The organism is Chitinimonas prasina (assembly GCF_030160395.1).
GTDB lineage: Bacteria > Pseudomonadota > Gammaproteobacteria > Burkholderiales > Chitinimonadaceae > Chitinimonas > Chitinimonas prasina.
In genome coordinates this window covers 781,725-802,562 of record NZ_BSOG01000001.1, presented here as the reverse complement: position 1 = coordinate 802,562, position 20,838 = coordinate 781,725, and the positions used below count along the sequence as shown (strand labels likewise).

Annotated in this window: 19 protein-coding genes; 12 read left to right on the top strand and 7 right to left on the bottom strand. The window is 60.5% G+C overall.

Going from position 1 to position 20,838, the window contains the following annotated elements; all coding sequences use genetic code 11:
• Positions 1-27: 27 nt before the first annotated feature.
• The 3 genes from QQK16_RS03835 to QQK16_RS03825 form a co-directional block, all read right to left on the bottom strand.
• Positions 28-3,321 (bottom strand): beta strand repeat-containing protein, encoded by a 3,294-nt coding sequence (locus QQK16_RS03835; RefSeq protein WP_284195101.1) that lies wholly within the window; start codon positions 3,319-3,321, stop codon positions 28-30.
• Between the two features lie 266 nt (positions 3,322-3,587).
• Complete coding sequence (locus QQK16_RS03830) at positions 3,588-3,935, bottom strand: thiosulfate oxidation carrier complex protein SoxZ (RefSeq protein WP_284195100.1); 348 nt, start codon at positions 3,933-3,935, stop codon at positions 3,588-3,590.
• A complete protein-coding gene (locus QQK16_RS03825) occupies positions 3,932-4,390 on the bottom strand; it encodes a thiosulfate oxidation carrier protein SoxY (RefSeq protein WP_284195099.1) in 459 nt (152 codons plus the stop codon). The genes QQK16_RS03830 and QQK16_RS03825 overlap by 4 nt, the downstream gene beginning before the upstream one ends.
• 133 nt (positions 4,391-4,523) lie before the next feature.
• Between QQK16_RS03825 and QQK16_RS03820 the strand changes: the two genes are divergently transcribed.
• From QQK16_RS03820 to QQK16_RS03765, 12 genes are all read left to right on the top strand, one after another.
• A complete protein-coding gene (locus tag QQK16_RS03820) occupies positions 4,524-6,236 on the top strand; it encodes a GspE/PulE family protein (RefSeq protein WP_284195098.1) in 1,713 nt (570 codons plus the stop codon).
• The gene (locus QQK16_RS03815; RefSeq protein WP_284195097.1) at positions 6,236-7,453 is read left to right on the top strand and encodes a type II secretion system F family protein; all 1,218 of its coding nucleotides are present in this window, start codon (positions 6,236-6,238) and stop codon (positions 7,451-7,453) included. The genes QQK16_RS03820 and QQK16_RS03815 overlap by 1 nt, the downstream gene beginning before the upstream one ends.
• 78 nt (positions 7,454-7,531) lie before the next feature.
• Positions 7,532-7,948 carry a type II secretion system major pseudopilin GspG gene (gene gspG, locus QQK16_RS03810; RefSeq protein ID WP_284195096.1) on the top strand — a complete coding sequence of 139 codons (417 nt, stop codon included), beginning with the start codon at positions 7,532-7,534 and terminating at the stop codon, positions 7,946-7,948.
• 12 nt (positions 7,949-7,960) lie between these two features.
• The gene (locus tag QQK16_RS03805) at positions 7,961-8,452 is read left to right on the top strand and encodes a prepilin-type N-terminal cleavage/methylation domain-containing protein (RefSeq protein ID WP_284195095.1); all 492 of its coding nucleotides are present in this window, start codon (positions 7,961-7,963) and stop codon (positions 8,450-8,452) included.
• Positions 8,449-8,889: a PulJ/GspJ family protein gene (locus QQK16_RS03800; RefSeq protein ID WP_284195094.1), complete on the top strand. Its 441-nt coding sequence runs from the start codon at positions 8,449-8,451 to the stop codon at positions 8,887-8,889. The genes QQK16_RS03805 and QQK16_RS03800 overlap by 4 nt, the downstream gene beginning before the upstream one ends.
• On the top strand, positions 8,882-9,544 hold the full coding sequence (locus tag QQK16_RS03795) for a PulJ/GspJ family protein (RefSeq protein ID WP_284195093.1): 663 nt from the start codon (positions 8,882-8,884) through the stop codon (positions 9,542-9,544). Before QQK16_RS03800 ends, QQK16_RS03795 begins: the two co-directional genes overlap by 8 nt.
• On the top strand, positions 9,544-10,566 hold the full coding sequence (locus QQK16_RS03790) for a general secretion pathway protein GspK (RefSeq protein WP_284195092.1): 1,023 nt from the start codon (positions 9,544-9,546) through the stop codon (positions 10,564-10,566). The genes QQK16_RS03795 and QQK16_RS03790 overlap by 1 nt, the downstream gene beginning before the upstream one ends.
• A 121-nt stretch (positions 10,567-10,687) precedes the next feature.
• The gene (locus tag QQK16_RS03785; RefSeq protein ID WP_284195091.1) at positions 10,688-11,584 is read left to right on the top strand and encodes a hypothetical protein; all 897 of its coding nucleotides are present in this window, start codon (positions 10,688-10,690) and stop codon (positions 11,582-11,584) included.
• Positions 11,574-12,158 (top strand): GspMb/PilO family protein, encoded by a 585-nt coding sequence (locus tag QQK16_RS03780; protein WP_284195090.1) that lies wholly within the window; start codon positions 11,574-11,576, stop codon positions 12,156-12,158. Before QQK16_RS03785 ends, QQK16_RS03780 begins: the two co-directional genes overlap by 11 nt.
• The gene (locus QQK16_RS03775) at positions 12,159-12,587 is read left to right on the top strand and encodes a hypothetical protein (protein WP_284195089.1); all 429 of its coding nucleotides are present in this window, start codon (positions 12,159-12,161) and stop codon (positions 12,585-12,587) included.
• Entirely contained in the window at positions 12,584-14,974 is a 2,391-nt protein-coding gene (locus tag QQK16_RS03770) for a secretin N-terminal domain-containing protein (protein WP_284195088.1), read from the top strand. Before QQK16_RS03775 ends, QQK16_RS03770 begins: the two co-directional genes overlap by 4 nt.
• A gap of 439 nt (positions 14,975-15,413) precedes the next feature.
• Positions 15,414-17,003, top strand: a complete 1,590-nt coding sequence (locus tag QQK16_RS03765; RefSeq protein ID WP_284195087.1) for a hypothetical protein — start codon at positions 15,414-15,416, stop codon at positions 17,001-17,003.
• Between the two features lie 403 nt (positions 17,004-17,406).
• On the opposite strand, the gene QQK16_RS03760 is transcribed toward QQK16_RS03765, so the two are convergent.
• The 4 genes from QQK16_RS03760 to gspG (QQK16_RS03745) all read right to left on the bottom strand — a co-directional run bounded on the left by QQK16_RS03760 (position 17,407) and on the right by gspG (QQK16_RS03745) (position 20,802).
• Positions 17,407-19,104 carry a matrixin family metalloprotease gene (locus QQK16_RS03760; RefSeq protein WP_284195086.1) on the bottom strand — a complete coding sequence of 566 codons (1,698 nt, stop codon included), beginning with the start codon at positions 19,102-19,104 and terminating at the stop codon, positions 17,407-17,409.
• A 292-nt stretch (positions 19,105-19,396) separates the two neighbouring features.
• Positions 19,397-19,861, bottom strand: coding sequence for a type IV pilus modification PilV family protein (locus tag QQK16_RS03755; RefSeq protein ID WP_284195085.1), 465 nt, complete (start codon positions 19,859-19,861; stop codon positions 19,397-19,399).
• The gene (locus QQK16_RS03750) at positions 19,854-20,363 is read right to left on the bottom strand and encodes a prepilin-type N-terminal cleavage/methylation domain-containing protein (protein ID WP_284195084.1); all 510 of its coding nucleotides are present in this window, start codon (positions 20,361-20,363) and stop codon (positions 19,854-19,856) included. Before QQK16_RS03750 ends, QQK16_RS03755 begins: the two co-directional genes overlap by 8 nt.
• On the bottom strand, positions 20,341-20,802 hold the full coding sequence (gene gspG, locus QQK16_RS03745; protein WP_284195083.1) for a type II secretion system major pseudopilin GspG: 462 nt from the start codon (positions 20,800-20,802) through the stop codon (positions 20,341-20,343). The genes QQK16_RS03750 and gspG (QQK16_RS03745) overlap by 23 nt, the downstream gene beginning before the upstream one ends.
• Positions 20,803-20,838 lie beyond the last annotated feature (36 nt).

Here is a 20,838-nt window from a genome sequence, read left to right as displayed (position 1 = left end):
CCATGCAAGCTCGCCTGACCTGCTGGCTTACTGTATCCGGAAGCCCTGTGCGCCCCCTGTGGGGTACTTGAAGTAGATCAGGCCATCCGGGCCATTCCACCAGGGGTCGTTCCGGTGCTCGGGCGGGATGCCGCCTATGGGGCTGAGTACCTCGTAGGAGGGAATCAGCAGGTAGCTGATGCCGGCCAGTTTGGCGGTGACGGTGCCATTGAGGTTGTCGATCAGGGTCATCGCCGGGTCGAGATCCTTGAAGGTGACGGCCAGCTGCGACAGGTTGAAAAAGTGCGGAAACAGCAGCTGGTCGGCGCCAGGTGTGCGGAAGATCAGTACGCCGTCGGGGGATTGGTCCAGCCCCACTGAGGTGCTGCCGTTGGGCGTGGTGACCAGGTTAGGTTTCATCAGGACGGTGCGGCCACCGTTGTTGACTTCCAGCGAGGCGTCTTCAGTGAGCACCACGGTGCCGTTGTAGGCCGTCTGTATGGCCTGAGAGAACTGGCTCAGGTTGCTGATGGTGCGGCTTACCTTGACATACACGCCGTTGCGGCTGACCTCAAAGTGTCCATCATCGGCTAGGGTGATGCCATCCGGCCGGCTGGGATCAACCAGTACATCGCCATAGGGCATGACGTGGAGCGGGGCATTGTCCAGTATCAGGGGGAGCTGGCCGAAGCCACCCTGTATGTTCTGGCTCATGGTGGTGCGCGAGCCGATGAAGTCGAACAGTGCCACCATCAGGTTCTTGTTGGGGTCGGCACGTTCCGATGGTTGCCCCAGGTAGGGCACCTTGCCGCGCGAGGTGGTATTGGCCGGTAGCGACAGCGCCATGGCATCGCCCACGATGCCGGTCTGAGTGCCGCTGATGGAGCCGATGCGGAGGTTGGTGAACTGGCCCAGTACATTCATGGTAGCCACTTCGTTCTTGTACACCGTGCTGGCTGCATCGGTAGTGGCGACGGTGGAGGCGCCAGAGGCGAGCCGTGTTGTCATGCGCCCGCTGCTGACTGCCAGGAGGGCGGTGCCATCCTGGTTCTTGCGTATGGTGACGTTGAGGGCGCTGTTGCTGGTTGAGGTCAGCAGCAGTTGCTTGGCGGTGCTGCCCAGGCCCAGTTGTACGCTGGCGACGGCGGCGGGTATGCCTGAGTAACTGACGGTGGCCTCGCCAGTCGCGATCTCGAACAGTGGGTTGCTGGGTATGGTGTCGATGGTGAAGGACTTGGTGACCAGCAGCACATCGCTGTTGACCGGCTTGACCGAGACGCTGATGCCGCCGAACAGGAACTGCGCGGTGCCGCCGTTCTTGACCAGCAAGCCGCTGTTGGCTGGTACGCTGGGTTTGACGGCAATCTGGCCGGTGACTGAGCTGGGAATGATGGCGACGCCGTTGGCGCTGAGGGTGATGGCTGGGTCCGGGGTGGCAAAGGCCGCCGCCAGATTGGGCAGGCTGGCGACCGTGATGCCGCTGGGTACCGGCGCAAGGGGGGCGGTGGTCACGCTGAAATTGGCATCGACACCGCCTATACGGATGCCGCCGCTGACTGCCGTATTGGCGGTGGTGGCACTGGTCAGTTGCACCTTGATCTGGTCGCCATTGCTGACCGACAGCGGTGTGCCTGGGGCGCAGGTGCTGAAGGCCGGGAAGGTACCGGTTGCGGCAGGGGCGATGGCGCACTGCAGCGTGGCGTCCGAGCCGCTGATGACGCTGACGGTGGCTGACAGGCTGAGCCCAATGATGGTGACGGCATTGGACTCTACCTTGCTGTTCAGCAAGGCGTTGGTAACCGCGTCAAAGACCAGGCTGCTGGGCGAGTTGGTGGCGGTAAAGACGGCGTTGGCCGAACTCGACAGGGTATTGCCGGCCAGGTCGCGCAGATTGGTATTGGCGGCCACGGTGAGGGTATTGCCCGTGGCCATGGCGGCCAGCGATGGTACCGTCAAAGTGACGTCCAGGCCGTTGCTGGCCAGTACAGCGGCGCTGGGGGCGCCGGTGATGGCAGAGATGGCGCCAGTGCCGGTCAGGGTGTAATTGCTGGCCGTCTCGGCCTGTGTCTTGGTCAGCTTCTCGTTGAAGCTGAGCCTGACGTGGGTGGCATCCACCAGTGCGAGCGTGCTGCTGAGGGTAGGAGGAGTCGTGTCGGTACTTGGTGCAGGGCTGGCTGCGGCCTCGGTGATGGTGGTGGCGGCCAGGGTATTGCCGGCCAGGTCGGTAAAGCCGCTGCCCAGCGCGACTTTCAGGTGGCCGGTGATATCGCTGTTGGTGAGATAGCTTGCTGTGCTGGCGGGATCGGCGGTGGCCAGGGTCAGCGTCACCACGCCAGCCGAGGACTGGCTGGCACTGGCCAGGGTGTAGGTGATGCTGCTGGCGTTATTGGTCAGGGTGTACTTGCTGGTATCGGTTACGGCTGCCGTAGCCGCCAGGGGTTCGCTGAAGGTCAGGACCACGGTATGGGGCTGGCTGCTGTTGATGGCGCGTATACCAGCGGCCGGCAGGGTGGGGGCGGTGCTGTCCGTGGTGGCCGTGGCGCCGGCCTCGGTCACCGTGGTGGCTGCCAGGGCATTGCCGGCCAGGTCGGTCAGGCCGCTGGCCAGGGTCACCTTGAGATGGCCGGTGATGTCGGCGTTGGTGATATAGGTGGCGGTATTGGCGGGGTTGGCGGTTGCCAGGGTGAGTGTCACCACGGTGGCCGAGGTGCGCGCAGCGCTGGCAATGCTGTAGGTGACGCTGCTGCTGTTATTGCTGACGGTGTAATTGCTGGCCGTGGTCAGCGCAGCGTTGTTGGTCATGTCCTCGCTGAAAGTCAGGGTGATGGTATTGGGCCGGACGCTGTTGTTGACCGCGATGTTGGCGGCCGGCAAGGTCGGCGCCGTGGTATCGATTACCACATTGCTGGTGGCCAGCGAGCCTGCGGCCCCCGGTGTGGCCAGTGTCAGGGTCGCGGCATTGCTGTCTGATACGGTGGTAATAGTGGAGCCGAGCGGCAGGGTCAGCGCCGTGGTGGCTGTGTAGTCCAGCGTGGCGGCGGTCTGGCCTGCCGCAATCGTGTAGGTGCAGGTCATGGTGACGCTATTACTCGCGGTGGCGCAGATGGCCACGGGCGAGCCGGTGGCATTCAGCGCCAGCTCGGGGGCGCCGACGACATTGACAGCCTCGTTGAAGGTGACGGTGATACTGAGATTCTGGCTGAGGCCATAGCGGCCCGTGGTGGCGCTGACACCGGTAACAGTGGCCGCAGCGAACGCAAGGGCAGGAAAGAGCGCAAGCAAGACCAGCCTGAGAGCCGACTTCAATAGGGATGCGGGGCGCAATTGAACTCGGTGCATCATGGGCAATCCTCGAACAGGTTCGTAGATTGTTTATAGCCTAGATCAAGCCAGTCTTCCGAACGGTATGAGCGGCTAACAAAACCCAGTGTAGCGGTTCTGGCTAGGCGTGCGAGCGATGACAGTACGTGGGTACGGCAAGCTCGCATAACAACGCCAGAAGGGTTTTGTTAGCGGCTCTAAGTGACTGACGGTGCACGGGACATGCCATATGGCACAGTCCGGGTTCAATTGCGCTGGTTGGTGCGCAGAGGGGGGCGCCGCTGCGTTTACTTGCCCAGGATGAGGGTTTCGCTGCCGGTCTTCTGCGCGGTCGAGGGGCGGCCGTCCTTGCCGCGGGTTTCTTCCGTGCGTGTCCATTCAACCGTGATGGTGGCGCCTGGGCGCAAGCTACGGGCCTTGAACAGGAAGACATTGTTGGCCGACAGACCGCCACCCAAATGTGCTTCGGTCAATAAGCGGCCATCGACCTTGATCAGCAACTGCTGCAGGTAGTTGATGGGAATCAGTTTGCCGGTCTTGGGGTCGGCACGCTGGCCGTCCTCGCTGGGGCCGGTGGCGCGTACTTCGATTTCCGTTATATCCTTCAGCAGCTTGGCCGCAATACGGATGCTCATGATGGGTCGGCCTTTTTGCGCTTGCTGCGGGGGGTAGAGCTGGTCCAGGGCATTTCAGCGACCTTCACTTCCTTGGTGACGCTGTATATCTTGCCGCCAGCCCGCACCACGGCGCGTAGTGTGCCGGTGCCAGACAACCTGATGTGGGTGGTGATGTCGGGCTCCAGGTCTGGCGAGATATTGAATTGCGCCAGGACCGGCTTTAATTCGGTATCCGCCAGCAGGGTGATCTGGTCGGTTGAAGGCAAGGTGGACATCACCCTGACAACCACCCGATCACCGTCCTCGACGATTTCTGCCACATCCAGCAAAATGCGAGGCCCGGGCAAGGCCGTGCCGGCTTGCAGCAAACCTAGCGCTGCCTGGCTGGTAGGGGCGTTGAACAGTGCCTGCGGCCATTCTCCAGCCATGGCTTTGATGGGCTTCAGTGCCAGCACAGCCCAGGCGATGGGCATGGCGACAAGGCCGCGAACAAGGTTGCGTCGTGTTACTTTTTTTTCCATGGGGCGGGATATTACTCGAGGCGTTCGTAGTCTACGTATGCCTCTTGGAAATTATCACAGTTTAAATGTGGGTGAACTCTTTTAGATGAATCAGCTTAATTGTGTCCCGCTACTGGCGCCCCTGGGGCAGCTACTGCTCGAACGTGAATTGGTCACTGCGGCCGATCTGGAGCGGGCACTCTCCCTGCAGGGACGCATGGGCACCCGAATTGGTTCCACGCTGGTGCGTCTGGGAGCGATTTCCGAGGATATGCTGCTGCCGGTGCTGGCCGAGCAGCTTTGCCTGCCGCTGCTGGGTGAGGAGGCGTTGCCTGCGCGGGCCGCCGATTACCGCAATGCCATCGAGCAGACCGGCCTGAGCGTGCCTTGGTTTGCCGACAACGGGGTCTTGCTGTGGGAGGGGGCGGAAGGTGTGTTCCACTGCGCCAGCCGCAACCCTATCGACACTAGCTTGCAGGAGCTGGTGGCCGTTGCCCTGCCTGGGCGGGCGCTGAGTTGGCATTTTGCCCGCAGCCGCGATGTCGAGCGGCTCTGTAAGCTTTATGCCTCGCCCGACGATACAGGCTATTCCGACGATGTCGCCCATCTGCGCGAGCTGGCGGAAGAGGCACCGGTCATTGAGCTGGTCAACAATCTGCTGGCAGGTGCTGCGGATGAACGGGCTTCGGATATTCACGTCGAGCCCGAGGAGCACGCCTTTCTGGTGCGCTACCGTATCGACGGGGTATTGCAGACGCGGGCTGAGTTCCCACGCGAGCGCTTTGACGCCGTGGCCTCCCGTATCAAGCTGATTTCCGGCCTGGATATCGGTGAGCGCCGTTTGCCGCAGGATGGCCGTATCACGGTGCGCGCGGCCGGTGTCGAGATGGATGTGCGGGTATCGGTGATACCGCAGGTACATGGCGAGTCCATTGTGATGCGTCTGCTGCCCAAGGAGCGCAAGGATTTCAACCTGGCCAAGCTGGGTATGGAGGCTGACCATCTGCAGGCTTTTGAACGCTGGGCCAAGGAGCCGCATGGCATTGTGTTGGTGACCGGCCCCACGGGCTCGGGTAAGTCAACCAGCCTGTATGCCGCGCTGGCAGTGGCCAATGATCGCCATAGCAAGATCATTACGGTGGAAGACCCGGTTGAATACAATATGCCGGGCATTACCCAGATACAGACCCATGCCGAGATCGGCTATACCTTTGGCCAGGCGTTGCGCGCCATTTTGCGGCATGACCCCGACATCATCATGATTGGTGAAATCCGCGACCTGGAAACGGCGCAGATTGCCGTGCAGTCGGCGCTGACCGGCCATATGGTGTTCTCCACCCTGCACACCAATGATGCGATCTCGACGTTCACCCGCTTGACCGATATGGGGGTGGAGCCCTTCCTGGTCGCCTCGTCGGTCCGTGCGGTAGAGGCACAGCGGCTGGTTCGGCGGCTGTGTGAGAAGTGTTCCACGCCTGCCGCGCCACCTGCCGCCTTGGCTGATCTGCTGGCCAGTCTGAAGCAGCAGTTCCCGGCCCTGTTCCAGACCGCCCCCAATTTCCGCGAAGCGCAGGGTTGTAGTCATTGTGGCCATACTGGCTACCGTGGCCGCGTAGGCATATACGAGTTTGTTGAGGTTTCGACGCGTATTCAGAGCGCCATCATGCAGCGCCTGCCGGCCCATGAGTTGGTCGCCATGGCACGCGAAGACGGCTATCGCAATCTGCGCGAGGACGGCCTGGTCAAGGCATGGCGTGGCCAGACCAGCGTGGATGAGGTGATGCGGGTGACAGGTCTCTCCGGCGAGGGAGAGGTTTGATGCGCTTCAAGTACGAGGCCATCAACAAGGAGGGCAAGGTTATCAAGGGCGAGCTGGATGCGGCCCTGGAGAGCGATGCCTATCGCCTGTTGGTGTCGCAGGGCATGCAGCCTGTAGAGATCAAGGCACTGTCGTCTACCGGTGTGGTGGCCTCGGGTAAACGCCAGGTCCGTTTCTCCCGATCGCCCAGTACCCGCGACAAGGCGGTGGTGGTGCGTGAGCTGGCGACCTTGCTGGGCGCCGGGGTGCCGCTGGCTGAGGCTGTGCAGTCCATGGCGGATGCCCATACCGAAGATTTCTTTGGCGATATCTTCAAGGCCATGCATACCCGCTTGCGGGCGGGCGATGCCTTGTCGGTTGCCATGGCCAGCGTCAAGCTGGAACTGCCCGGCTATCTTTATCAGTTGGTGGCGGCAGGCGAGTTGACCGGGCGTTTGGCGGCCAGCCTCACGGCGGCTGCCAACCAGATGGAGTATGAGGAAGGTTTGCGGCAGGAGATACGCAATGCCTTGATCTATCCTGCGGTGCTGGTGTTCTCCGGTATCGCTGCGACCTTGCTGATCTTCATCATTGTGGTGCCCAAGTTTGCCGGCATGCTGCGCAACACCAAGGCCGACATCCCCGAGATATCGCTATGGGTGCTGAAGGCGGGCCTGTTCGTCAAAACCAATCTGAGCTGGGTGGGTCTGTTGGCGGCCGTGGTGTTCTTTGCCGGCTGGGTGGCGTTGTCCAGCCCCGAGCGCCGGCGTAAGTTATTTGAGTTTGCGGCGGGCCTGCCCTTGATGGGGGGCTGGCTGGTTGATGGCGAGATCGGCCGCTGGTCGTCCATGCTGGGGGTGCTGCTGGAAAATCGTGTGCCCATCGTCCGTGCCATGGAACTTGCCGAGAGCGGCGTGGCGCTGAGTTCCTTGCGGCACAAGCTGGAGTTGGCGGTTCGGGATTTGCGGGCGGGCAAGAAGCTGGCTGATGCACTGGCCAGCCACCAGGCTGTCAATCCCATGGGTTTAAACCTGATCAGGGTGGGGGAGTTGTCGGGCGAGCTGCCGGCCATGCTGCGCACCTTGGCGGGACTGTACGAAACCAGTAGCCGGGCCCGCATGAAACGTTTTGTCATCCTGCTGGAGCCCATCACCATCCTGGTCATTGGTGCGGTTATCGGCTTCATCATGGTGGCCATCATGCTTGCAATCACCAGCATGTCTAATTTTGCAAGATAGTCTTTATGGCGGCATCCCTGTTTGCTGGGCAGGTGAGCCGCATTTGAATTGGGTGAGTAAATGAAGCACAGGAAAAAAATGCAGGGTTTCACCCTGGTGGAGCTGTTGGTGGTGCTGGTCATCATCGGTATGCTGGCGGCAATGATCGGCCCCAGGGTGCTGGGGCACGTCGATACCTCCAAGGTCACGACCGCAGAAGCCCAGGTCAAGATGCTCAAGGGTTCGCTGGAGACCATGCGGCTTGATATCAATCGCTTTCCTAGTGCCAGTGAGGGCATAGAGCTGCTGGTGACGGCGCCTACCGACGAGAAGCTGCGCAACAAATGGCGCGGCCCTTATCTGGATGACGTGACTGTACCGCTGGACCCATGGGGCAATGCTTATCAGTATTCGCTGCCGGGCTCGTCCGGTCGGCCTTACGCCTTGTACTCATTCGGTGCCGATGGTGTGCCTGGCGGCGAAGGTGGCGACGCCGACATCGGCATGCTGCCGTAATTGATCTGCGGCGTGCATAAGAGAGTGGCGCGAGTGGGCCATTGCCTGAGCCGGATTGCTGCTGGTGGTGTTTGCCGGGTACGGGCGCGGCCTATCTTGCGAGTTGGGCAGGGCTTTACCCTGGTGGAACTGCTGGTGGTGCTGTGCGTGGTGGGCTTGCTCAGCGGCATGGTGTTCCCCAATATCAAGCGCTATTCCGAAGGGTTGGCGTTTCGCTTTGATCGGGCCAGGGTGCTGCATAGCCTGGATTCGTTGTCTGAGCGCGTTTATCGGGCCGGTGCGGGCATCAAGCTGGTAACACCGGAGTCGGCTGACATGCTCTACAAGGACGGCGCACCGGTGCTGGCTTTGCCGCCGGATTGGCAACTTACGATTCTTACTCCAGTGATCATGGAGTTCAATGGCCTCTGTGGCGGCGGTAGCCTGCAACTGAAGGCACCAGACGGTACGGTTTCGCAGATACGGCTGAAGGCGCCTGATTGCCGCGCCGAGGTGGTGGAATGAGTCGCCTGGTCAGGCAGCAGGGCTTCTCCCTGCTGGAGTCCATCGTCGCGCTGGTGATTGTCTCTACTGTGGGGATGCTGGCCATCGCCTGGATCAACAGTAGCTTTGATGCCCAGTTTCGCCTCAAGGAACAGTATCGCAAGCAGGTCGCCATGGCAGATGCCATCGAGTTCACCCGTTCCATCAATCCGGCAATTCGTCCCTTTGGCAAGGCTCCCTTGAGGGCGTTCAGGCTGGAGTGGGAATCCAAGCCGATTGCCGGGCCGCTGGACGGCAGTTCCTATCCGCGAGGCTCCAGTTCGTTCGCGATTTCTGTGCACAAGGTGGACGTCACGGTGTATCGGGATGCCAGGCAGCCCTGGTTCACCTTTACGGTAAACCAAGTGGGTTACAAGCGGACCAAGGACTACACGGAGGCATTCGGAGGCAATGGCTGATCTTCACCGTGCGCTGGCACCGGTACGCCCAGCTTCTCCGCATCAGCCCGTAGTGCTTGGCTCGCTGCGCCAGCGAGGCTTTACCCTGGTCGAGATACTGGTGGTGATGGTGATCACCTCGCTGGTGACCGGCTTGCTGTTTCAATCCATGGCCATGATCAACCGGGCACAGCAGGGATTCGATGCGCAGTTGGCAGAGATGGGGCGGGGTGGCGTGCGGGCAGAGTGGTATCGCCAATTGGTTGGCGGCCTGGTGCCGGATTACAACGACGGCAAAGACAAGTTTACTGGCGGTGCCATGCGCTTGTCTGGCTTGACCACCATGCCATTGTCGCCACGCTATGGAGCGCCCCAGGCCTTCTCACTGGTCTTGCGGCCCGATGGCGGGGAGATGACGCTGGTGTACAGGGCGGAGGAGACCCAGGCGGATTTCGAGGTGTATCGCTGGCCTGCGTTGAAGGCGACATTCCGCTATCAGGATGTGGATGGTTCGGAGTATGACAGTTGGCCGCCTGTGAGCGCGTTGAAGCCCGCGCAGCTGCCAAGCGCCATCACCATACAGTCGGTTGGCGAGGATGCCATCAGCTGGGTTGCCGTACCCCGAGGCGATTTGCAGGATGAGCAAAAGCCTACGCTACCCTTTGGAGGTATCTGATGCGATACCGGCAGCGTCGCCAGCGCGGCTACATTCTGGTGCTGACCCTGTGGATGATGGCGGCCTTTATGATCGCGGCGGCCTATTTTGCCCGCAGTGTCGACGAGGCCAGACTGTTGCTGGAGGCGGCCGAGCAGAACAATCGCGAACGCATTGTGCTGATGGATGCCGAGGCGGACATCATGTTCCGGCTGGGTGTGGCGCGCATCACAGGGCATGGTCTGGGTGAGGGTGCGGATCTGATGGCCATGGACTCCCGCTATTACCAGGGCAGTGGAGTGCAGATTGCCTTGCAGGATGAGCGTGGCTTGCTGCGCCTCAATCGACTGGAGCGAGAGCAGTTTTCGCGTTTGCTGGGTGTGTTCGGGGTGCCCTCACGCGACAGGAATATTCTGCTGGATAGGCTGGCTGACTATAAGGATGCGGACGAATACCGGCATCTGAATGGGGCAGAGCTGCCGGAATACAAGGCGGCTGGGCTACCTGGGCCGCCTAACCGGGAGCTTCGCAATCCTTATGAACTCAAGAGTGTGCTGGGCTGGTCTGCCTATACGGCGCTGTGGGAGGATGGACGCTTTATTGAGCTTTTGTCCACCAGCGACCAGGTAGCGCTCAATCCCAATACGGCGCCTTGGGAAGTGCTGGCCACTTTGCCGGGGGTGACCGAGGAGGCGGCGAAGGCGGTGATTACCCGGCGCGAAATGCAGCCGATTGCCCACGGCGCGGATTTTTCCGCAATCACCGGTGTCCCAGAGGAACAGTTGCTGTTCAAACTGATCTACCTTCCCGCCGATGAAGTCGCCGTCAATCTGCATGTGCCCGGTGCATCCTGGATTGTAAGGTACAATGTAAGGTTGACGCCGAACGGGCGGTTGATGCCGTGGCAGTTGCGAAACTACATGCGCTTGCCGCTTCCACCTGGACATGTGTTGATAAATGAAACCAAGTTTCCTCCGCTTCCGCCGAGGCCCGCTGCAGCGGCGCTCGTCCCCGTTAATCCGCTGTCAGAGAGCGGGTTGTGAGGTCGTCCGAGCGGGTTTTAGATGGGCCAAGCCTGCTGCGGTGGTTTCTCGTGCAGCCTGTCGTTTCCACTGTTTTGACCTGAAGGATATCCCCCGCCGTCGCCGTTCTGCAGCTTTGAAGTTGCGGCTGGATCAGTTCAATCCTTATGCTCAGGCGGGTTTTGCCATAGTCTGGCAAGGGGATCGAGCCTTGGTCTGGTACTGGGACGCGGCTTGGATGGATGGGCTTTGTGCTGAGCGGCCCTTATTGCGCAACGCCATTGTCTATCCGGAGTCCTTGTTCGGGGTGGTGCCCGCCGACGGCGCCGTCTTGCTGCAGCGCCAGGATGGGGTGGAGGGGCAGATTTGGGTGAACGGTGCACTGCTATCCTCACGCTGGTGGCCAGAATCGCCGGCCTTGTCGGCCTGGAATCTGTTCCTGCGCGACAACGGCGCAGCACCCGTTGCCGCGCTGCCTGCGCTGATCAAGACAACGCTGGACAGTGCAGTATGGGGCGAGCCCTCGGCGATTGACCCTTTGCTGGGGACCTACGATCTGCTGGAAACCGTGGCTTACGCAGGCGCCGCTCTCTTGCTGCTGGGTGCAGCCGTTTGGTACCAGGCTCGTATCTCTGGCATCGAAGCACAGACCAAGATATTGAAGCAGCGCATCGCCCAGAGCCAAAAGTCCGGTAGCAAAAGCGTTGACCTGGAGGCTATGCGGGTAATGCACGCCGATATGGAACGCGTGGCTCGAGAGTGGGCCAAGCCGTCCAATCTTGCGCTGATGAATGCGCTGGGCAAGGCTTTGCCGACCGATAGTGTCACCTTGATCGACTGGGATTATCAGGCTGGCAAGTTGCGCATGGTGTTGTCCAGCAAGGAGACGCGATTCCCTACGGAAGACGTGTTGCAGCGCATAGAAAACCTGGGTTTGTTCGAAAATATTCGCAGTGTGGCTGATGCCAATGCGAGGGGGTTGACCTTGTCGCTGGATGTGAAAGGTGCGGTTGTGAAGGAGGATGAGCTTGAATCTTGATCTCTTGCTCCGCCGTTTGCGTGAAAACCGGCGCGATCGCATGGCCCTGGCGCTGATCATAGGCATACTGGCACTGTCGCAGGTGCTGGATCTGCTCGACAAAGAGCGGGCCGCGCTGGTCGACTACAAAAAAACCATGCTCAAGGTCAAGAGCCTGTCGGCCGGCGCAGAGGCTGCCCCCTGGGTGAACCAGGAACGTGCCTTGAATGCGCTCAATCTGGAGGTCGAGGCGCGTACCTGGCAGGACGCATCCTATGCCCTGGCAGAGGCCCATATGCAGGACTGGCTTGAGAAGCAGATGTTGGCTGCCGGGGTCTCAGGGCTGAACATCGTCATGGCCGAGGACCAGAGCCGGGACAACGAAGTGCCGGGCTTTTGGCGGGTGGGCGCCAAGGTGGAGTTCAAGTTCACGGTGGACACCCTGCAGCAGGCGCTGGCTCGCCTCTCCATGGGTAAGCCCATGCTGGTAATCGATGGGCTCACCATTCAACGCGGCAATAGCAAGGTCACGCTGGTAGTGAATACCTTGGTGCGCAAAGCACCTGCCGTTCAAGAAAATGGGAAGAATACCTAAATGAAGTATCGCATCGCGTTGTTGACGATCGCGCTACTCGTCGGCTGGACTGCCTGGGTTTGGAAGCAGCCTGTCAAGTTACCGCCCCCACCTGCCTTGCACACGCAGGTGCCGCCTGCACTCCCGGCTATCCCCGCGCTACCTGATGTGGAGGCGCAGGCCAAGAGCCTGAAAGATAGCCGTCTGCTTGGCGAGGGAGAGGCGGCTGTGGAGGCTGCGCCACTGACGCCCCCAAACTGGCGGATCGTGGGGGTGTCGAATGTGTCGGGTGAGTGGGTGCTTTACCTGCGCATAGATGGCAGGCAGGTAGAAACGCTTCGTGTTGGGGATGTGTTGCCCGGTGGGCACCAAATCATTGCGATCGAGTCGGATCGGATTGGCGTCCAGGTTGGGCGTCATGCCCGCGCTTTGAGGATTTTTAGAGAATGAGTGCTGTATTGAAACCGAGCCTGTCTTACGCGGTCATTGCTACCTTGCTTGCAGGTTGTGCTACGCCTCCCCCCATGGTGCCTGCTTCGGCGGTCATTGTGCGTGACGGCAGCGAGGCCAGCGCTGCATCACTGGCCGCTGCGGCTAAAAAGCCGACGATCGCACGCGATACCCCCAAGGCCTTGCCTGATAGCCCGACAACCAATCAAAAAGGTGGTCCGGCCAAGCCCAAGGTGGACGAGAAGGCCGACATCAGCCTGACCTTCGATCAGATGCCGCTGCCCACGTTTGTCCAGGCCGTATACGGGTCCATCCTGAAATCCAATTTCAGCATGGACCCCCAAATTGCATCGCGCCAGGATCTGGTGACCCTGCGCACCTCCAAGCCGCAGACCCCGTCGGAAGTCGCAGACACCGCGCGCCTGGTGCTCAAGGGCTATGGCGTGGCTGTGAACGATATGGGTGGCGGCTTCCTGCGAATCGCACCCGATAGCAACCAGAATGCCTATCTGCCACAAATACGCCGTGGCCGTGCATTGCCTGATACGCCGCTGCCCCTGCGTCCCGTGTTCTATTGGGTGGAAATGTCCACAGTGCGAGGCGGCGAGATCATGTCCTGGCTGCGCACGCTATATGGCAGCCGCCTGCAGATCAACGAGGATGCACCGCGCAATGCCATCATGCTGAGCGGCCAGTCCGAGGATGTGTCCGCTGCGCTGGAGGTGATACGTATCCTGGATCAGCCCACCATGAAGGGGCGCAACAGCATCAAGATATCGCCCGAGTTCTGGGCTGTGGACGATTTTGCCAAGCGCCTGTCCGAGGTGCTGCAGAACGAGGGCTACGGCGTGGGTATCGGGGTGTCGACCTCAACACCGATTTCCATCCTGCCCATCAATGGCATTGGGTCGCTGCTGGTATTTGGTAGCGATGCCAAGACCTTGGAGCATGTCGCCAAATGGGCTGCCTATCTGGATTCATCTCAGAACAGTCGCAGCGGCGCGGGCTACTTTATTTACAACGTCAAGCATGCCGATGCACAGGCGATAGCGCAGACTCTACAGTCCATCATCGCCGGCGGTGCAGCTGCGGCCGGTGGCAAGACTGCCGGTGCGCGCGTGGTGGTGAGCGCGCCTACCAACAGCTTGATATTGCAAGGCAGCGCTGAGGAATACACGCAGTGGTTGAATCTGCTTAAAGACCTGGACAGGCCGGTGAAAACGGCACTGATCGAGGTGACCGTGGCAGAAGTGAAGCTGGCGGATAAATTCAGCCTGGGGGTGGAGTGGGAGTGGTCGCGCGCTCCTGCTGATGCGGTGAAAGGTATCACGGGAACTGCGCTAATCAACGCCACCGCGAAGTCCTCAGGCGTAACAGCCAACTTTGTGACGGATCTGGCGAGACTGAAGGGTAATCTCAGTGCCTTGGCCAGCGCCAATCGGGCGACCTTGTTATTTACCCCGCGTATCATGGCCCGCAATGGCGAATCAGCAACTATCCAAGTGGGCCAGGAAGTGCCCATTATTACCAGCCAGCAGAGTGATTCAAATACCAATACCAATAATGGCGGCCCCTTGCAGACGGTGCAGTACCGTACCTCTGGCGTCGTGCTCAAGGTACGCCCCGTGATTCACGCCGGCGGCAGGGTAGAGCTGGAAATCAGCCAAGAGGTCAGCAGCCCGACTGCGACCGATACCGGTGTGAGCAGCAGCCCAACCTTCAGCACCAAGCGAGTGGACACCAAACTGTCGATACGGGATGGCGCCACCGTGCTGATAGGGGGGCTGATTGAGCAGCGGGGCACCGACAACAATGCGGGTGTCCCCTTCCTGAAAGATCTGCCCTTGGTGGGCCAATTGTTTGGCCGCACCCAGAAGGACGATGACCGTACCGAGTTGCTGGTGCTGATCACCCCCTATATCTTGAATGACGACTACGAAACCGAAGCGATCAGCGATGCGCTAAGGGCCCAAACCAAGGATGGCTGGGGGCGCGCTACATCCGATGGCTTGTCTGTCATCCCCAACCGGCCTGCAGCTCCGCCTGTTATGGAAGCTCCCAAGGCCTCGATTCCTTCGGTTCCCACCCCGGTTGTGGCTGAGCCCGCCGAGCCACTGCCAGCGACCAGCTTGAGTGATGGCAGCAAGGGATATGAGACGACTGCTGTTGATACGCCCAGAGCAGATACGCCTGTGTCGATGCAAGAGGCAGCCGGTGTCAATGATGCGGCTCCTCCCATAGCCGCTCCTGCTACTCCTGTACCAGTAGCGCCCAAGGCGGCTGCACCTGCGGCCGCACCTAAAGCCGGGGCGCCGAGAGAAACGGTAGTGACCGATAAGGCCTTGCTGGATGAAATACTGCGGGCTGCAAAGGGGCAGGGCAAGTAGTGAATATTAAGACTGGCTGTGGTGTAAATGTTGCAGCCATCGAAGGTAAGGGGGGCGGATTGGATATCAGCAATGTGGCGTGGGTTTTCTTTGGAAAGTAATGTAAGCCCATGATTATGCTGCTGCTTTTCGGGTTTTTTGGCTGATGTGTCATATTGCCAGACAGAAGCCCCGAAAGCCGCGCCGCTGCTGGGAGTTATGGCGTTGACACCCTTCTCCCCTTTGCTATACTGCGCCTGTCTTTCGAAAGACATTACCTAGTTATTAGTCCCACGCCGATCAATCTGGAAGGAAGATCACTGTGAAAACAAAGAATCAAATGATTAAGGCCGCTGTAGCTCTCGCCTTCGCTGGCGTTGCTGCCTCTGCCTTCGCAGTTACCAGCTCGACTGGTAGCCTGACTGCGACCACTGGCGCAACCGTCAAGGTCGCTACCCACATGTTCGGCACCAACTCCGACGAAACCCTGATCCAGCTCAGCAACGTCAACATGAACCTGGACGCTGTTACCGTTGCTGCTGGTCAGCTGGTTACCGTCAAGTACACCCTGGACAAGGGCGCCGTGTTCGGTGAGGCTGTGCGTGTCAGCGCTGTCGAGGCTAACGCAGGTACCGTAAGCGCTACCAACAATGCACTTGAAGTTGCTGACGTCGCTGCCGTGTTCTCGACCGCTGTTGGTGGTCAGGCTTTCTTCGTCTATGCCGGTGACAAGTTTGTCAACCCGGTTAAGCTGTCGGGCGGCGAGATCGGTGACAACACAGTGGTTATTCAACTGGAAACGGTGGGCGCCACCGATATCCCTGCCACCCTGGGTGTTGCCGAATCGAACTTCAAGTTCGGTGCGATTAAGATCAAGAAGCTGAAGGAAGCTGGTTTCGCCACTCCTGGTACTAAGGTTTCGCTGGGTCAGGAATTCCGCGCTACTACTGCTACCGCGAATGGCATCCAAACGACGACTGCAGTTGCTGTGCTGGAGTCTAAGGAAGCCCTGAGCGCGACGGTTGTCGGCAATGCCAAGATCGATGCGACCACCAACGGCGTTGACAACTTTGCTACGCCTAGCACCCCCCTGTACATTCAGGTTGGTGATCAGCGTAAGTCGTTCACCCAGACTCCGGCTTCGTTCACCGATGCCAACCGTACTGCTGTGATCGGCCAAGTTACGCTGAACCTGGTTGCTGGTGTGAACAAGGAAGACGGCGTTGCGTACGACTTCAACGGTTCGGATGACATCAAGCTGACCTTGGGCGGCGCTGAGGCTGGTAAGCTGAAGGCCTTCGTGGGTGCCGTTGCAACCGGCGCTGGTATCTGGTTGTCGGCTGACCCGCTCGAGTGCGAAGCTGGTGATTCGGCTCCGACCGCTTCGGCTGCTGGCCTGCGCTACCTGGCTGCAGTGAATGACACCGCCGGTACCATCACTATCGCCATCAACTCGGGTTCGGTTGCTTCCAACACCACCCAAGCTACGGCTACCTACAATGTTTGTGTCCGTTCCAACGGCACTGACGCTGTGGAAGAAGTGAAGGAATCGGGCTGGAAGCCTTCGTACGAAGTCAACTGGTTCAACCCGCGTTACATCAAGCGCAATGTTGAAGACAAGACCCTGGCTCCGCTGGTCAACAACGGTACCACCCTGGCAGTGCCGCTGGTCTACAAGACCGACACCATTGCTGCTGGTTACCAAACCTTCGTTCGTATCCAGAACACTTCGGCCACTGCTGGCCGCGTGACCATCCAGTGCTTCCGTAACAAGGGCAAGGGTTACGAGTTCGACGGTGGTACGCCTGCAGTGGACAGCGTTGTGAAGACTGCTACCCTGCTGAACCTGCTGGGTGCTTACCAGTCGACCGTGCTGGCCGGTAACAAGGTGGTTGAGGCCTGTAACTTCGATGCTCAAGCTGGCAACCAAGACTTCCACTACGTGCGCGTGACCGGTGAATTCCCGACGATGGATGTCGTGCAATTCTCCTTCGCACCGAATGGCACTGTGACCCAGCTGCACACCCACGACTTCAACACCCGTCAGTAATATTTGACGCTAGTTGAAATCTGAGAACGGGGGCTTCGGCCCCCGTTTTTTATTGCCGTGACAAGATGTTGAGAATGCCCTGCAGGGTAGTGATAGGGGGGGTGACCTTGCTGCGTCATCGGGTCGCGTCTACCCAATGTCAGCGTAATGAGTACCAGGGTATCGGGGGTTCTGCTTTCTCGAGGGCAAGGGGGAAGCTGCTTAGGAATGTGGTTTGGTGGCGGATGTGCTTATCGGAGCACACTTTATAGCGTCGCTACTTTCGCTATGTAAATTACGCAGGTTGGTTTTTAGCGATGCCTTGATAGTCGCTAGCCATTGCCCGCAGAGAGGCCTTTGCTGGCGGGGCGTCAGTGCGTTATTGGACCTGGTATCCCAGCTATAGCGTTGACAGGACTGGATTTCAAAAGGTCTGTACCAGTTTGTATTGGCCGCGGTTGACGACGTCTTCTAGAGAGGTGCCGTAGCCGATATAGAGTGTGGTGCCGGTTGGGAGCCAGCGGATGTCCATTGCGGTGAGGGCGCTGAAGGTGATGGCGGCGGGGGCGGTGAGGGTGCTGAGTTCGGCGGGGATGTCGCTCCAGCCTTGGCGGGTGCGGTAGTACCACTTTGTTCCTACCTGTGCGGCCTGGTAGATTTTCATGGGGCCGGTTTGGGCGATCTGGATGTGGGCGGTGCCGAAATAGCTGAATTGGCTGCCGGTATGGTCATAATTGATGAGGTCGCGGTCTATGCGGCCTTGGGCGTTGGTGGTGAAGTTCAGGCGGCGTATATTGTTTGCACTATCGCTATCGTTGCCGCCATAGTATTTATTTGGATCGTAGGGGTAGCGTGGCTGGTCGGATTGCAGCCAGAGTTCGACCTGATTATTGCTGCCTGCCAGCGGGACAAAGGGGGCGCCTGTGACCAGGGGGCCGGTGCTGCCGTTGGGGTAGAACTCGATGCGCTTGGCGCCGATGCTGGAGTAGTTATCCAGTCTCGGAGTGATGTTGCCGTTGCTGGCCTGTTCGGCGATTAGGGCGTATTCGATCCGGTTGAGTGGCGCGAGGCTGCCGCCCTGGACGGTGAATTCCTGTTTGGCGGCGACTTTGCCTTTTACTACGGCTTGAATCTGCCATTTTCCGTTAAAAGGGAAGTTCTTGCGTGGTAGTGCCGTGCCGCCTGCGCTGCTACGGGCTGTGGTGTCGTAGGTTTCCCAGGTGGTGCCGGCGGGTGTGATGAAGCGCCAGGCGATGGCGTCGCCGATGGTGAGGCTGTTCCAGGCCAGGTTAAAGTAGAAGTAGGCGTTGCTTGAGACATCCAGCGTCTGTAGTGCGGGAGGCGGGGTGCCGCCGTTGTCGAAGCGGTCTGCGATCAGTATGCGCATGCCGCTGCTGCCGGGTTCCAGCGGGGCGTTGCTGTGGTCGGGCAGGGTGATCATGCCGCGTCCGCCGTAGAGTTCGGCGCAGATGGCGATGTCGTCGCCGGTCAGATCTTCTATCTCGCTGAGATAGGGGGCGGCGTAGAGTATGGAGTAGGGGTCGTCGCTGTGGTGGAAGTTCAGCAGGTGGCCCAGCTCATGCCGGGCAGCGCGGATGCCGCCGTTGTCCAGGCGGCTGCGCAGGGAGGACTGGGTGCTGTTGATATTGATGCGTATGGCGCCGCCGGAAAAATAGGGGTAGGGCATGCTGCTACCGAAACGGGGGCCGGCGTCCATGAAGGCAAATTCGCCTATGTCCTTGTAGCCGACCACCACGATCTCGTTGGCATTGTTGACATCTACCGAGGTGACGCCGCCATAGGTGCCGGTGACCTGGCAGACGTTCTCCCAGTCGGCAAAGGCATTCTTGAAGAAGTTGATGATCTCGCTATCGCTGACATCGCTGGGGCGGCCGCTGGGGTTGTAATACCAGGTGACCTGACCATTGGCCCAGCGGGCGGGCATGTCATAGAGCAGTACGCCCTTGGGGGTGACGGTGCTTGCTGCAGCGTGCAGCCTGGTAGCCTTGGGTGGGTGGACCATTCGTGCCGGGTCGAGGATGGGCGCGGGCGGTTCAGCGGCCCAGCAGGCGTTGACGAGGCTGATGGCTACCAGTGAGAGGCGGCTGCAGGCGTGAAACATGATGGTCTCCATGCAACGGATGCGACGAGGCTATGTAGGCAGTATACGAGCTTGGCCGGCACTGTGTACCTATCGCCGTGGCGAACTGGGGGGGGCGTGTGTGATCTGGCGTGGCGGCTGGTGCTGCCATGGCTTGCTGCCCTTGCTATCGCTCGCCCGATCGGACTGGGCGGTGGCAATCTGGCGCCGCCTAAAAAAACACTTCTGGTCGCCTGGTGTGAGTGTGTTCTACCCACGACGCCTGCTGCCTAGCCTGGTCAGAACCGTTGCGACCGGAGGGCGCGAGCGGCGCTTAGGTGGTCGGGGGGGCGGGCGGCGGTGCTGTGCCGCTGGCGGCGGCAGGGCGGCGGGGGAGGCGGTGGTAGTTGAGCAGCTGGTAGCGTTGTGGGCGATCTTCACTGCCCCAATATACGTCTATCTGTATGACTTCCAGCCGGGGGGCGTCGGGTAGGCGCTGGTACAGGCCTTCGTCCAGCAAGGGGTAGGGGGTGCTGGTTATGCGGTAGGTGTAGCGGGTGCCGTTGTAGATTTCCTCCGCCTCATCGCCCTTGATGTCGGCGTTCTTGCTGGCCAGGGTTTCGTCCAGCTTGCTGCGGGCCAGTGTGGCGGCAACGGTCTGGTCCTGCGCGCGCTGGGTGAGGCGCAGCGAGCCGCTGTAGGCGATCAGCAGGCTGGCCAGCCCCAGGCCCAGTATGGTCAGGGCCACCAGGACTTCCAGCAGGGTGAAGCCGCGCTGTCGCTTGTCCTGTCTAGACATCGGGCGTCTCGCTGGCGAGAGGCTGGATGCTCAGGCGGCCGGTGTGGGGGGAGATATGGAACTGCCAGCCGGGGCGGGATGGGCCCTGCAGGGCAAAGCGCAGGCTGCTGGCGCTGCCGTCGGCCAGGAATTCCAGGCTCAGGATTGTGGGGGGGGCTGCCGGGGCTGCCGCGGGATCGGCAGTTGCCGCGACCTCTGGTAGCGCGACAAACAGCCAGCCTTCGGGTGGGCGCCAGTCGCCACGCGGGGTGTGCAGGACGTTGGCTTCGATATCGATTTCGGCAGCCTGGGTCTTGCGCCGGAAAACGGCATCGCTGCGCAGGCGGTCTATCTGTTCCACCAGCTGTCGGGGTAGATCCCGTTCAGGCGAGGGCTGCAGCATGGCCCACAGGCGGGGGCCGGTGAGGCTGGCGGCGATGGCCAGCAAGGCCATCACCACCATCAGCTCAAGCAGGGTAAAGCCGTGCCGCTGGGCGTGGCTACTGGGCCTTGTCCGTGTCACTGCCGGCTTCCCAATTCGTCAGGTCGGCGTCGTTGCCCTCGCCACCTTCCTTGTTGTCGGCACCGTTGGACCATAGATCGAAATCGCCGTGTTCACCGGGGGCGCGGTACTGGAACACATTGCCCCAGGCATCCCTAGGCGTTTTCTTGAGATAGGGGCCGCGCCAGCGACTAGCGCCGGGGGTGTCTTCTGCCGGGGCTGTCTGCAGCAGCAGCAGGCCTTCCTCGGTGGTGGGATAGCGGCCGATATCGAGGCGGAAGGCGTCCAGCGCTGTCTCCAGTGCGGTGAGCTGGGTGCGGGTGGCGTCGAGCTTGGCGCCGTCCACCTTGCCGAACAGCTTGGGCACCACGATGGCGGCCAGTAGGCCCAGTATGACCATCACGATCAGGAGTTCGATCAGGGTAAAGCCGAGTGCGCGGCGGGCGTGTGGTTTGTGCATAGATTTCCTGGTATTGCGCGGATGGCGAGCGGTATG

Excerpts from the sequence above, each read along its gene's own strand:
- QQK16_RS03835 (WP_284195101.1), bottom strand. The coding sequence starts at position 3,321 with ATGATGCACCGAGTTCAATTGCGCCCCGCATCCCTATTGAAGTCGGCT.
- QQK16_RS03830 (WP_284195100.1), bottom strand. The coding sequence starts at position 3,935 with ATGAGCATCCGTATTGCGGCCAAGCTGCTGAAGGATATAACGGAAATC.
- QQK16_RS03825 (WP_284195099.1), bottom strand. The coding sequence starts at position 4,390 with ATGCCCATCGCCTGGGCTGTGCTGGCACTGAAGCCCATCAAAGCCATG.
- QQK16_RS03820 (WP_284195098.1), top strand. The coding sequence starts at position 4,524 with ATGAATCAGCTTAATTGTGTCCCGCTACTGGCGCCCCTGGGGCAGCTA.
- QQK16_RS03815 (WP_284195097.1), top strand. The coding sequence starts at position 6,236 with ATGCGCTTCAAGTACGAGGCCATCAACAAGGAGGGCAAGGTTATCAAG.
- gspG (WP_284195096.1), top strand. The coding sequence starts at position 7,532 with ATGCAGGGTTTCACCCTGGTGGAGCTGTTGGTGGTGCTGGTCATCATC.
- QQK16_RS03800 (WP_284195094.1), top strand. The coding sequence starts at position 8,449 with ATGAGTCGCCTGGTCAGGCAGCAGGGCTTCTCCCTGCTGGAGTCCATC.
- QQK16_RS03795 (WP_284195093.1), top strand. The coding sequence starts at position 8,882 with ATGGCTGATCTTCACCGTGCGCTGGCACCGGTACGCCCAGCTTCTCCG.
- QQK16_RS03790 (WP_284195092.1), top strand. The coding sequence starts at position 9,544 with ATGCGATACCGGCAGCGTCGCCAGCGCGGCTACATTCTGGTGCTGACC.
- QQK16_RS03775 (WP_284195089.1), top strand. The coding sequence starts at position 12,159 with ATGAAGTATCGCATCGCGTTGTTGACGATCGCGCTACTCGTCGGCTGG.
- QQK16_RS03770 (WP_284195088.1), top strand. The coding sequence starts at position 12,584 with ATGAGTGCTGTATTGAAACCGAGCCTGTCTTACGCGGTCATTGCTACC.
- QQK16_RS03765 (WP_284195087.1), top strand. The coding sequence starts at position 15,414 with ATGTTCGGCACCAACTCCGACGAAACCCTGATCCAGCTCAGCAACGTC.
- QQK16_RS03760 (WP_284195086.1), bottom strand. The coding sequence starts at position 19,104 with ATGTTTCACGCCTGCAGCCGCCTCTCACTGGTAGCCATCAGCCTCGTC.
- QQK16_RS03755 (WP_284195085.1), bottom strand. The coding sequence starts at position 19,861 with ATGTCTAGACAGGACAAGCGACAGCGCGGCTTCACCCTGCTGGAAGTC.
- gspG (WP_284195083.1), bottom strand. The coding sequence starts at position 20,802 with ATGCACAAACCACACGCCCGCCGCGCACTCGGCTTTACCCTGATCGAA.